The sequence below is a fragment of the Aphanothece microscopica RSMan92 genome, from assembly GCF_046613545.2.
Lineage (GTDB): Bacteria > Cyanobacteriota > Cyanobacteriia > PCC-6307 > Cyanobiaceae > NIES-981.
Genome location: NZ_JBKKKY020000036.1, coordinates 16,383 through 28,072 on the forward strand (window position 1 = coordinate 16,383; position 11,690 = coordinate 28,072).

General features: G+C 60.1%; 12 protein-coding genes and 1 pseudogene. 2 read left to right on the top strand and 11 right to left on the bottom strand.

Going from position 1 to position 11,690, the window contains the following annotated elements:
• Window positions 1–229: 229 nt before the first annotated feature.
• Both ACLD7X_RS10670 and ACLD7X_RS10675 read right to left on the bottom strand, forming a co-directional pair.
• A complete protein-coding gene (locus ACLD7X_RS10670) occupies window positions 230–436 on the bottom strand; it encodes an addiction module antidote protein (protein ID WP_411423616.1) in 207 nt (68 codons plus the stop codon).
• A 13-nt stretch (window positions 437–449) separates the two neighbouring features.
• Window positions 450–743, bottom strand: a complete 294-nt coding sequence (locus ACLD7X_RS10675; RefSeq protein WP_411423617.1) for a type II toxin-antitoxin system RelE/ParE family toxin — start codon at window positions 741–743, stop codon at window positions 450–452.
• Window positions 744–1,015: 272 nt separating this feature from the next.
• Here ACLD7X_RS10675 and ACLD7X_RS10680 point away from each other — a divergent pair, with 272 nt between their 5' ends.
• A complete protein-coding gene (locus ACLD7X_RS10680; RefSeq protein ID WP_411423618.1) occupies window positions 1,016–1,201 on the top strand; it encodes a hypothetical protein in 186 nt (61 codons plus the stop codon).
• Between the two features lie 511 nt (window positions 1,202–1,712).
• Here the strand turns inward: ACLD7X_RS10680 and ACLD7X_RS10685 are convergent.
• The 3 genes and pseudogenes from ACLD7X_RS10685 to ACLD7X_RS10695 all read right to left on the bottom strand — a co-directional run bounded on the left by ACLD7X_RS10685 (window position 1,713) and on the right by ACLD7X_RS10695 (window position 2,886).
• Entirely contained in the window at window positions 1,713–2,021 is a 309-nt protein-coding gene (locus ACLD7X_RS10685) for an addiction module antidote protein (RefSeq protein ID WP_411423619.1), read from the bottom strand.
• A gap of 9 nt (window positions 2,022–2,030) precedes the next feature.
• Window positions 2,031–2,323 (bottom strand): annotated as a pseudogene (locus ACLD7X_RS10690) (type II toxin-antitoxin system RelE/ParE family toxin).
• Between the two features lie 134 nt (window positions 2,324–2,457).
• The gene (locus ACLD7X_RS10695; protein ID WP_411423620.1) at window positions 2,458–2,886 is read right to left on the bottom strand and encodes a hypothetical protein; all 429 of its coding nucleotides are present in this window, start codon (window positions 2,884–2,886) and stop codon (window positions 2,458–2,460) included.
• A 437-nt stretch (window positions 2,887–3,323) separates the two neighbouring features.
• On the opposite strand from ACLD7X_RS10695, the gene ACLD7X_RS10700 reads away from it, so the two are divergent.
• Window positions 3,324–4,991: a cyclic peptide export ABC transporter gene (locus ACLD7X_RS10700; RefSeq protein WP_411423621.1), complete on the top strand. Its 1,668-nt coding sequence runs from the start codon at window positions 3,324–3,326 to the stop codon at window positions 4,989–4,991.
• Here the strand turns inward: ACLD7X_RS10700 and hpnI are convergent.
• The 6 genes from hpnI to hpnA form a co-directional block, all read right to left on the bottom strand.
• A complete protein-coding gene (gene hpnI, locus ACLD7X_RS10705; RefSeq protein WP_411423622.1) occupies window positions 4,972–6,189 on the bottom strand; it encodes a bacteriohopanetetrol glucosamine biosynthesis glycosyltransferase HpnI in 1,218 nt (405 codons plus the stop codon). The genes ACLD7X_RS10700 and hpnI overlap by 20 nt on opposite strands.
• On the bottom strand, window positions 6,190–7,029 hold the full coding sequence (hpnK, locus tag ACLD7X_RS10710; protein WP_411423623.1) for a hopanoid biosynthesis-associated protein HpnK: 840 nt from the start codon (window positions 7,027–7,029) through the stop codon (window positions 6,190–6,192).
• Between the two features lie 71 nt (window positions 7,030–7,100).
• On the bottom strand, window positions 7,101–8,555 hold the full coding sequence (gene hpnJ / locus ACLD7X_RS10715; protein ID WP_411423624.1) for a hopanoid biosynthesis associated radical SAM protein HpnJ: 1,455 nt from the start codon (window positions 8,553–8,555) through the stop codon (window positions 7,101–7,103).
• A 6-nt stretch (window positions 8,556–8,561) separates the two neighbouring features.
• Entirely contained in the window at window positions 8,562–9,395 is an 834-nt protein-coding gene (locus ACLD7X_RS10720) for a squalene/phytoene synthase family protein (protein ID WP_411423625.1), read from the bottom strand.
• A gap of 78 nt (window positions 9,396–9,473) precedes the next feature.
• Complete coding sequence (hpnH, locus tag ACLD7X_RS10725) at window positions 9,474–10,496, bottom strand: adenosyl-hopene transferase HpnH (protein WP_411423626.1); 1,023 nt, start codon at window positions 10,494–10,496, stop codon at window positions 9,474–9,476.
• A gap of 164 nt (window positions 10,497–10,660) precedes the next feature.
• Complete coding sequence (gene hpnA / locus ACLD7X_RS10730) at window positions 10,661–11,674, bottom strand: hopanoid-associated sugar epimerase (RefSeq protein WP_411423627.1); 1,014 nt, start codon at window positions 11,672–11,674, stop codon at window positions 10,661–10,663.
• Window positions 11,675–11,690: the final 16 nt, after the last annotated feature.

The following is an 11,690-nucleotide window of genomic DNA, read 5'->3' on the forward strand; positions in this document are numbered from 1 at the left end:
ATGGGGCTGTCGATCCTCGGGGTCGGCCCGGCTACCTGGCCATCCGCAGCTGGCGGGCCAGGGGCACGAGTGAAGGTGTCGTATCTCCAAAGGCAGCTTTGACTGGCCTACACCCCGCCAGCTGAGCTCAGGTCACCTCCGCTTCGTTTCTCCCACGGGCGCTCAACTTCAGCCCAAGGGCCGTGACGACCTTCAGGATGGTGTCAAAGCTCGGGCTGCGCTCACCAGATCATGCCTTGTCGAGGCTCTCCCTGGAATGCCCGGAATCTCTGACCACCTGAGTCATCCCCTGGGCCCTTGCCATGTCGCCCAGGGCCTTGGCCATGAAGGCAGCATCTCCATCCGCCTCCTTGATGCAGGCTTCCAGGTAGGCCCCCATCTCCTCCGGTGTTCGGAGATGCTCGGCAACGGCATACGGGCTGGTTGTCGTTTTCATCTGGTCTCCTCGGTCAGGTTGGATCCAACAGAAAGGGCTCATCAAAGGCTTTCGCCTGGGAGCTCTTGTCTTCGCCAGCCAACAGGTTGATCAGGGCGCTTTCCCTCTTCAGGAAACAGACCCTGTATCCAGGGCCATCGTGGATCCGCAACGCCGACAGGTCTGCCCCGATGGGCTTGACGTCACCAGGATTGCCGCCGATGAGGCGCTCGATCCTGGCCAGAAGCCTCCCCCGGCCTCTGAGGTGGGCAATCGACTTTGGGCGGCCGGGGGCGCACGCACCGTGCGGGATTGTCCACCTCCACACACGTGGATAGGCTTTCGCAACTGGCTCTCATTCCAGGGCGTAATTGAACCAGCTGATGGACGGCGTGCTAACATAGGTTCGGTAAACTACTTATGATGAAACAATCCAAAACAGCGCTGCTTCTCCTGTCTGCAGTGGCACTTGGAGCCTGTGCTGTAACGTAGATTCCAGCAGCCAGTGCCAATCAGGAGGCACAGATTGAAGCACGCATCGAAAAGTGGGGGCGTAATTGCAAGAACGCCATTGTTCAGGCGCAGGGTTCCAATACTTCCATGGCCGATATTGAAGTCAGCCTGAGCGCAACAACCCGCACTAATATTGACGCCGGAGAGATGACACTGAAGGACATCAAGAAATACGGACTAATCTACAATTGGCAGCGCCCATTCTCCGACGGCTCAGCGCTGCGCGGCACTTGCGAAGTCGACGGTAAAGGAAACGTCGTCAAGGTCGATTGATCTTTGGGCGTGCTGTCCAGTGCTGGACAGCACGCTTCGCAGGCAGGCCACCCAACAAGTTGTCGCAGCCGCGGTCACTCCCTTGGCAGGGCTTAATCCGCTACGCCTCTCTGACGTTAACCAGGGTTGACGGAGCGCGGACGTTCCGCATTCGTCTGTGGAACGTCCGCGCTGCAGGAGAAGCCGCGACAGGCGCTGGTGCCCTGCTGTACCGCTGGATGGGCCAGGGATTGGGCTTTGGGTTGCGCTGACCTCGAGCCGAAGAAAAGGCCCCCGCAGCGGCCGGGGGTGATGTCAGTATCCCCGTAGTGGACATGGAGTGCGGGTCCAAAAACCAACTCTTCAGCACGAGACGCAAAGGTTTCTCAGCTGCTGGCCTCACCCGGGACTCGGCAGGTGAAGGGCATCCAGGGCGACTTCCAGATCTTTTGAACGCTGTCCCTGAGTGGCAGGCAAGAATAATTGGGACACAGCTGATTCATCTTGGTGGCCTGTCCACTCGAGGGGCTGGTTAGACAGCCATCTTCGCCTTGTCAGTTGCGCTGACATGAAGTTGCAAACCCAGTGCCGAGATAACCTTCAATATGGTTGCCAGTTCTGGGTTCCCCGCAGAGGACAGGGACTTGTACAGGCTCTCCCTGCCTAGACCCGCCTCACGTGCGACATGAGTCATTCCTTTGGCTTTAGCAATATCTCCAAGGGCAGCGGCTACAACCTGAGGATCTCCATCTTGAAGCGCAGCCTCCAAATATGCCGCGACATCATCGGCAGTGGTTAGGTGTGTGGCTGGGTCCCAGACACTAGTGGTTGTTTTGGTCATCGAAGCTTCCTAGAGATTTCGTGCAAGATGTTTGGCGAGGCGAATATCCTGGTCTTGGGAGCCCTTGTCCCCGCCTGCAAGGAGGACGACGATGGTCTCTCCTTGTTGTGCAAAATAAATTCGATAGCCAGGTCCGTAGTGGATTCGTAGCTCTGATACGCCCTCCCCCCTACAGGCCGAACATCGCCTGGATTGCCTAAGGAGAGACGCCTGATCCGAATGTCGATGCGAGCTTTGGCCGTCCGATCACGCAATGCAGAGAACCATTCGGCATAGGCAGATGTCTCCCGGATTTCGAGCATGCTCCCACTGTATCCCACCGGATACGACGGGCGCAACCCGCTGCTTGGCCTGTCTAACGCTCCGGTTCAGCGGCGGACCGCGCAGCGGATCGTCCGCTGCAACCGGTTGTTAGCCGATCGGCCCATAACATCTTTCAGTCAACAAACGGCGAATCCAAGTCAGTCGCCAGCACCCGCACCTCGGGATCGGCATTAAATATTGCTATGAGGTCACCATGTAACTTGACTGCCGCTTCGCGGACTCCAGTGTCGATGAACCGAAATTTCCGCCAACTCCAAACGCGGTCTTGACCTGCTCCATCTGTCACGTACAGATCCAAGTGTCCATCATCACACTCTCGCCCGTAGATGCATACACCGAAGGTGCATGGGAACCCTGCCAACTCGACCCACCAACCCCAATCCTCGCAGCAGCAAAACGGTGCGTCGTACCCGTACTCCCGCAGCCTGCTGACCAGATACTCCGCGAGTGCCTTGCCATACATACCTTCATTGACAAGTTCGTCAGACTCGCCAGGAAGAATCGGAAATTTTGAGGAGTTGACGCGGATGAATGTCCCCATTTGGCCTCCACTAGGCTAACGCTGTATAGGCGGATCCGCTAACCACGTCCCCTCTGTTTCCTGGTCAGCCTAAGCAGTCTGGCCGTGCGGCGCAATTGGCGCTAGAGCCACTGCTACAACTCTGTTCTTGCCTGCAAGCCGATGTTGTCCCGGGTTCTTTTGCGGATCCGCTATCCACCTGTTCGTCTGCATACGCTTTGGGGGTTGGGGTGACGCACCTCCTCATCCAGGTGTCGCTGAGCTGTCTGGAGGCAGCGGCCAGGGTTCAGCAGAGTGGCCGCAGATGTAGCCCCCAGATGTGAGAGTCTCGACTCGGCCTCCTCGCTGAGGGGATCGCTTCGGGAGCCCCTGAAGCAGAACGTTTAGGTTGGCCCTGCTAACGGGATGGCCATGTTCAGGGCTGCATCAGGGCAACGTCTGCACCGGCTGGTTCTGGGATGGAGCTGATCCGGTTTCTGCTGCGCACATCCGGGCGCCGCATGGCGATCGCCATCGTCACCGGCATGGTGAGTGGAGTCAGCTCAGCAGGGTTGATTGCCCTGATCAGTCGTTCCCTCCATCAACAGGAGTCGCCTGCCGGTGGCTGGCTGGTGGCTGGCTTTGTCGGCCTGGTCCTGGTGGCCCTGGCCACCAGCATCGTCTCCCAGCTGGTGCTGGTGCGTCTCTCCCAGGGGGCGGTGTACCAGATCCGGGTGAGGCTGGTGCGCCAGATCCTGAACTCTGAGCTGAGTCGCCTGGAGCAACTCGGCAGCCCACGCCTGATGGCCAGCCTCACCCAGGATGTGCATGCCATCACCGATGCGATCGAACGCATCCCATTCGTCTGCATCGACCTGGCCACCGCGGTGGGTTGCCTGGCCTACATCACCTGGCTCTCCTGGGCCGGCCTGGCGCTGATGGTGGCGCTCTGCAGCCTTGCCGGATTCACTTGCATCCGGTTCGTGCGATGGGGCGAGCGCTGGCTGATGCGCGCCCGTGACGAAGAGGACCACCTGTTCCGCCACTTCCGGAGCACCACCGAGGGCATCAAGGAGCTGAAGCTCCATCAGCGCAGGCGCATGGCGTTTCTGGACGAGCAGGTGGAGCCCACCGCGCAGCACTTCAGGGATCTCAGCATCCGCGGGCTCAACTGGTTTGCCGTGTCATCGAGCGTGGGCAAGCTGATCTTCTTTGTGGCGGCGGGGATCATCCTCTTCGCCCTTCCTCAGTTGGTCGCATCCAGCCGCGAGCTGATCTCCAGCTACATCCTCACCTTCACCTTCATGATGTTGCCTGTTGACAACATTGTGAACAACCTTCCCTATCTCTCACGCTCGAATGTGGCCCTGAGGAAAATCAATGCCCTCGGTCTCTCGCTTTCGTTGCACCCGGAACCTTTGGCCGGCAGCGAGCCGCAGCAGGAGGCCTGGCGGGTGCTTCGGCTCGACGGCGTGGTGTACCCCTACCGCAGCGGCGAGGATGAGGACACGTTCACCCTCGGTCCGCTGGATCTGACGATCAGACGCGGGGAGGTGCTGTTCCTGATCGGAGGCAATGGCAGTGGCAAGTCCACCCTGGCGAAGCTGATCACCGGCCTGTATGCGCCTGAGCGGGGAGAGGTGCGCATCGATGGCCTCCTGATCGATGACGCCAACCGTGAGTGGTACCGACAGCATTTCTCCGCCGTGTTCGCTGACTTCCACCTCTTTGAGCAATTGCTGGGACTGGAGCATCGGCAGCTGGACCGCCAGGCGGCCCACTATCTGCACAAGCTGCGGCTCACGCAGAAGGTGAGGGTGGAGAACGGCAGGCTCTCCACCCTCGAGCTGTCCCAGGGGCAGCGCAAGCGGCTGGCGCTGCTCACCGCCTACCTGGAAGACCGGCCGATCTGTCTGTTTGATGAGTGGGCGGCCGACCAGGATCCACTGTTCAAGGACCTGTTTTACCGGGAGATTCTGCCGGACCTGCAGAGCAAGGGAAAAACCGTGATCGTGATCAGCCATGACGACCGCTACTTCGACAGCGCTGACCGCCTCGTGAAGCTCGAGGAGGGCAGGATCCTCAGCGACACCAGCCGCAGGCCACCCCACGGCGGGGGGCCAGCACTCATGAGCGAGATTCCCTGATCCGGCCGCCGCTGGTGAGGATCAGCCGCCGGCCGCCCCAGGTCACGTCGGCACCGAACCAGCTCACCAGCCACACCAGGGCGCTCACCAGATCACGCACGGGGGCCAACCAGAGCAGCCGCATGGCAGCAGCGTCCTGCAGCAGGCGAACACCCACCACCCATCCGAGCGCATACCGGAGCCCCCAGGTGAGCAGCAGCAACGCCACCGCTGGTGATGTCGCCCCTGCGAGCAGCAGCACCACAAAGCTGGAGAGGGTTCCGTAGGTGAACACCAGCCCCAGCGTTCCCCAGGGACGTGAGAAGCGGTTGCCGCGCGCCCAGCGCAGCTGGTGCTGCAGCATCTCTCTGAAGCTGGCCGTGCGGAGGGCATGGTCCACCACATGCTCGGAGAGCACCACCTGGAATCCGGAGCGGGCGGTGCACTGGCCCAGCTTGAAGTCGTCCGCCAGATAGTGGGACACCAGCGGCAGCCCACCGAAGCCATCCAGCACCCGGCGGCGGATCACGATCGTGGCACCGAAGGCGAAGGCCATGCCCTCGAGTTGCCGCGCCACCAGAACGGAGGGAAAGAATTCGGTGGAGGTGGCCAAGGCTTCAAAGGCGGCGATCCACGTGGCGGGGCGGGTGCGGTACATCGTGGTCACCAGACCTACCCCTGGATCCTGCAGTGGCTGCACCACCCGATGGAGATAATCCGGTGCCACCCAGATGTCACTGTCGGCAAACACCAGGATCGAATGCTTGGCCTGCGCCAGGGCATGGGCCATGTTGTTCACCTTGGGATTGGCACCACCGTGATTGGCACCACCGTGAGTGGTGCCATCGCGGTGGTCGCTGATCACAAGGGCAAGATCCCGCTCGGGGTAGCGCCGGATCAGCTGCTCCACCAGGGCGACAGCCGGATCCGCCGCCGAACGCACCGCGAAGATGATCTGCAGACAGGGATAGGTGAGCTCACAGAAGCTCGACAGGGCCTCATCTGTGCTGGGTTCCACCCCGTGCAGCGGTTTCACGATGGTCACCGGAGGCTCGAACCGACGGTTGGGCGGGGGTGCGGGCTGCAGGAACCGAACGGCGGCCGAGAGCGCCAGGAGGTAGTAGACGATGGCCGTCACGGTGATCAGCAGGGATGGGGCCAGGGCCAACCCCAACAGCACGGACGAGCGGTTCTCCAGCAGGGCGTCGGAGGCCAGCATTCAGAGCTCGGGGAAGCGGACGCCCTGAAAACGGCAGGATGCAAGCAGGTGTCGGATGGAGGGGCTGGTGAGGGCCTGCAGCTCCAGCGGACCATCTCCGCCACTGTCGGATGCCGATGCCCCCGCCTCCTCCAGGCTGGGATGGGCATAGATTTCCACCCTGTTGGCCCGGATCAGCGGAATCAGGCGGCTGAGATAGGCCTCAGTGATCCGGCCGGAATGCAACCAGCCATAGACCCGATCGGCATAACCGATTCCATGGGCCGACAGCTGCGTCACACCATGGGCACGCAGGAGCCGGAAAATGCCCCACAGCAGCAGGGCGCCAGGGCCGGTGCGCGAGCCGGTGGCGCGATGTACGGAGAGCTCCTCGAAAGGCAGGCGGATGAACCGGATCCCGAACTCCTCGGCGAGCGCGATCAGGCATTGCAGCACATACGGGTGCACATGGTTGTGCAGGTGGCCATCCACATGGGTGAGCGGCAGACCGGTGTCCTTGAAGCGCTGCAGCTGGGCCCGGATCTCCAGCAGCAGCTCACGCCGAGCGGCCCGGCTGAACTGATAGCGCAGACCCACCCGCACGGGCTGATCCGGGAACCGACCGTTGGCATCCACCAGATGGGGGATGTGTGCCGGCGGCAGAACGGCCCGTCCCGTGCCCACCACCAGGTGGAGGCCAACGCCGAGGGAGGGATGCTGTCGGGCCAGCTCGACGGCTTCGGCGAAGGCGTCTCCAGTCACCATCAGGCTGGCACTGGTGAGTACGCCGTTGGTGTGGGCCTGGATGATGGCCTGGTTGACGGCGTGGGAATGACCGAAGTCATCCCCATTGATCACCATCCTGCGACCGACTGTGAGCCGGGCTGGATGTGCTGCAGCTGTGGGCAACGGCACCGCGAGGCGAGGCCCCCTCAGCGGGCTGTCGCTGCCAGATGGGCAGCCGACTGCTGGTTGCGTCGCTCCCGCAGGTAGGCAAAGAATTCCCGGCCTTCCCGTAGACGTCGGATCAGCATCTGGCGATCGGTGACCATCTCGCGAACGATAGGAAGGATCGCCTTGGGTCTGAAATAGAAGCGACGATACATCTGTTCGACCGAATCTTCGATCTGGGTGCCAGACAGGGATGGATAACTCAATGTGGAGGTCTGGATGCCGGATTCGGCCACGAGTGAGTCGTCGGAGAACCAGCCATTCTGCTGGGCCTCGGAATAGAGCTGGGTACCGGGATAGGGTGCAGCGATGGAAACCTGAATGGTATGGGGGCTGATGTCGCAGGCGAAGCGAATCGTTTCTTCAACGGTTTCTGGCGTTTCGATCGGCAGGCCGATGATGAACGTGCCATGAACCAGGATCCCGAGGCGTTTGCAGTTTTCCATGAACTTGCGCGCCACCTCGAGCTTTACCCCTTTGTTGATGTTGTCGAGGATCTGCTGGTTGCCCGATTCAAAACCCACCAGCAGAAGCCGAAGGCCATTGTCCCTGAGGGTTTTGAGGGTGTCGTAGTCGAGATTGGCTCGTGCGTTGCAACTCCAGGTGAGCTTCAGCCGTTTCATGTGCTTGCTGATCTCAATGGCCCGCTGCTTGTCGATCGTGAAGGTGTCATCATCGAACATGTACTCGCGGACACGATCACCAAAGATCGCTTTGGCTTCCTCCATCTCTCTGCCGACAACCTCAGGGCTCTTCGCTCGGTACTGGTGCCCTCCGATCGTCTGCGGCCAGAGGCAGAAGCTGCACTTGGCTGGGCAGCCACGGCCGGTGTAGAAGGAAACGTAGGGATGCAGGAGATAGCCGATAAAATACTTCTGGATATCTAAATCGCGCCCATAGGTTGGCAGCACGCTGGGCATGCTGTCCCAGTCATGGATGAGCTCGCGATCGGGGTTGTGGATGACCTCACCAGAGCTGTCGCGATAACTCAGCCCAGTAATCTGCTGCCAGGGCAAGGCCTGGGCGAGCTCCTGGCAAGTGTAATCAAATTCATGGCGACAGACGAAGTCGATGACAGGGTGATCGCGGAGCGTCTGGTCTGGAAGAACGGCCACATGCGCTCCGATGAAGCCGATCCTGGTATGGGGTCGTCGTTCTTTGATCGCTTTCGCACATGCAACATCATTGGCGATCGATGGTGTGCTGGTGTGCATGATCACCAGGTCATAATCCTTGGCGATCGCCAGGACATCCTCAACACTCAGGTCGTGCGGAGGAGCATCCACAAGCCTGCTCCCAGGAACCATCGCGGCAGGCTGTGCCAACCATGTGGGATACCAGAACGAGGTGATCTCCCGTTTCGCTTGGTAGCGGGCGCCGGCGCCACCATCAAAGCCATTGAAGGATGGGGGACTCAGAAAGAGGGTGCGAAGCATGGTGGGCTACTCCTGGTCCAGGGCTTTGGAACCCATCACCTCTTCGATCAGCTGCATCACACGTGCTCGGCTTAGCTTGAGGTCGCCGAGGGCCATCGCCTGAAGCGTGCCGTGGGCGAGAGTCAGTGGAATCTTGCAGAAATCCAGGACAGGGCCAGTGGGAAGCTGGCGTGTGTAGGCATCAGCCAGAGAAAGATTACGATTGGCGTAGGCATTCATGAGGCTTCGGTCCCAGCCATGGGGAAAGAAGTTCGCACCACGGCTGATGTCGTCATGTTGATTCCGGAGAATATTCACGGCCTGGAGTCCCCGCCCGAACCCGATCGCCAGAGAGCGGTCAGTCTGGGTTCCGTCATGCCATCCCCAAAGATCGGAAAGCAGCAGACCCACGGAGCCCGCCACGCTGAAGGTGTATTGATTCAGCTCGGATTCGGTTTCGATCCTCCAGTTGCATTCTGCCCAGTGGGCCATGCGATCGGCCATGGCAGCCGTGGAGTCCCAGATTCGGGGGGCGATGGAGGGCGGAGCCAGCGAAGCCCACTCGCCAATCCTGAGGGAAACCTCAGGAAGTTCCGCGTCATGCTGTTCGAGACCTTGGCCAAAGGATGCGGCGCTGTGTTCATCGACTCCCGCCTGGACGTTGAGGCTGATCCGACGCAGCAGCAGGGCCTTGGTCGCGTTATCGAGCTCAGGGTGATCTTCAATTTCATCGATGGCCCGCAGACAGAGGTAGGCTGCACACACCGCCTCAAGCAGACCGTCCGGCAGGCGGCGGATCGGGATGTAGAAGGTGCGGCTGGTCTCTTTCAGTGTCTCCAGGGCCTCGGAACGCAGGGTCATGACACGGTCAGCTCAGGAGGGGGAGATACGGAACGGCTGAAGGCATGGATTGAGAGATGGCCTTGAAGCAGTGGCCCCTCAGCGAGCGAGGCCAAGCACGCTGCCCAAGGCCCGCTTCATATTGGCTGGTTGCATGGCATCCACAGCTGCTGTGGGCTCGTAGCCGCAATGGACCATGCAGTCGGCGCACTTTGGATTGCCACTGGCATGGCCGTACTGATCCCAATCAGTAGAATCAATTAATTCCTGGAATGTTTCATAATGGCCTTCGTTGAGCAAGTAGCAAGGCTTCTGCCAGCCCAGGACGCTGTAGCTCGGACTGCCCCAAGGGGTACATTCGTAGTCTTTATCCCCCGTCAGGAAGTCGAGGAAGAGAGGGTTGTGATTGAAGTTCCAGTGCTTCTCGCCTGATCGGAACGGTGCCAGGATGGCCTTGAACAGTTGCTTGGTTTGTTCTCTGGCGAGAAAGTGGTCTTGATCTGGGGCCCACTCATAGTTGTAACCAGGGGATACCATCATGCCGTCAACGCCGAGTTCTTCGAGAAAGTCGAAGAGGGCCTGAATATCTGCCGGGTCAGTCCCCTTGAACGTGGTGGTATTGGTGGTGACCCTGAAGCCTTTCTGTTTGGCAGCCTTGATGGCGGAGACGGCCGTTTCAAAGACTCCTTGTCGGTCCACACAGCGGTCATGCAGGGCCTGCATGCCGTCAAGATGAACACTGAGGGTGAAGTATGGCGATGGTTTGAACTTGTGAAGGCTCTTCTCGAGCATCAGGCCATTGGTGCAGAGGTAGACAAATTTCTTGCGAGCTACCAAGCCCTCCACAATGGCGTCAATCTGCGGGTGCAGAAGCGGTTCTCCCCCGGGTATGGAAACAACAGGGGCGCCACACTCCTCCACGGCGGCAAAGCACTGTTCCGGGCTCAAATTCTGTCGAAGGATCTCGGCAGGATGCTGAATCTTGCCGCATCCTGTGCAGGCCAGGTTGCAACGGAACAGCGGTTCAAGCATCAGTACGAGCGGATAATGCTTTCGCCCGCTGATGCGCTGGAGCATCAAGTATTTGCCGACCTCAAGAGCCTGCTTTAGGTGGACCGCCATGACAGGAACCGATGGGTCAGTGCTTGCAACGGTGTCGCAGGCCTTTCACTGGACATTTTAGCATCGTTGCTTGGGGCGGCCATTTGCTGAATTCCAATTCTGGGCTCGCTTCCACGCTGCTGGGTGTTCAGTGGAAGCCTGGGGATCTGTGGGCTGATCCCGATTCATGACTTCTGAACATAGCCATGCTGTTTGAACCATCCAATCGCTCTCTCGACCGCCGCTGACAGATCCGACTGCGGCAGACCCAGTTCGTGCACAGCCCGGGAACTGTCGTAGTGCATCCACTGCCTGGACATGCGCACACCATCCACCGCTATCGATGGCGTGACCCCAAACTTTGCAAGAATGTCTTCCTGCACGCGCGCGGTCAACAGCGGAATCCAGTACGGGATACGGCGCGATGGACTGGCGATGCCAGTGTGCTTGGACAGCAGGTCGAGCAGGGTCTTGAGCGTCATATTCCGATGGCCAAGGATATAGCGGCGCCCGGTCTTTCCCCTTGTGAGGGCCAACAGGTGTCCCCAGCACACGTCATCCACATCAATGATATTGAGGCCGGTATCAAGGTAGAAAGGCATGTTGCCCCGCAGAAATCGAAGGATGATGTCTCCGGTGGGGGTGGGCTTGCGGTCCCAGGGCCCAATCGGGGTGGTGGGGTTCACGATCACGATGTCCTGGCCGGCATCAATGGCCTGTCTTGCCTCCATCTCCGCCCAGTATTTTGATTGCTTGTACTCCCCAACCAACTGATCCACCGGCGTCTGGTGGCTTTCATTGAGTGTCTGCCCCTCTTTGCCCGCCCCGATGGCGGCCACCGAGCTGGTGTACACGACCCTGCTGACTTCGGCCCTTCTGGCCGCTGCAAGAATGTTGCGTGTGCCGAGAACATTGCTGCGCCGTAGCTGTTCTCGATCCGATTGCCAGAGAGAGTAGTGCGCTGCTACATGAAAGAGGGCATCACATCCTTTCATCGCTGACCAATTCTCAGGATCATTCAGGTCGCCCTCCACGCTTTCCATGGTGCCGCTGCCGGGCTGAAGCCTCTCCAGGTGTTCACTGTCCGCCGCAGAGCGCACCAGTGCCTTCACGTGGTAGCCCTGGTCCAGGAGAAGACGAATCAAATTGGTGCCGATGAAACCAGATCCCCCTGTCACGAAGACCTTCCGAGGCACCATGGTCCATTCCGTGGAA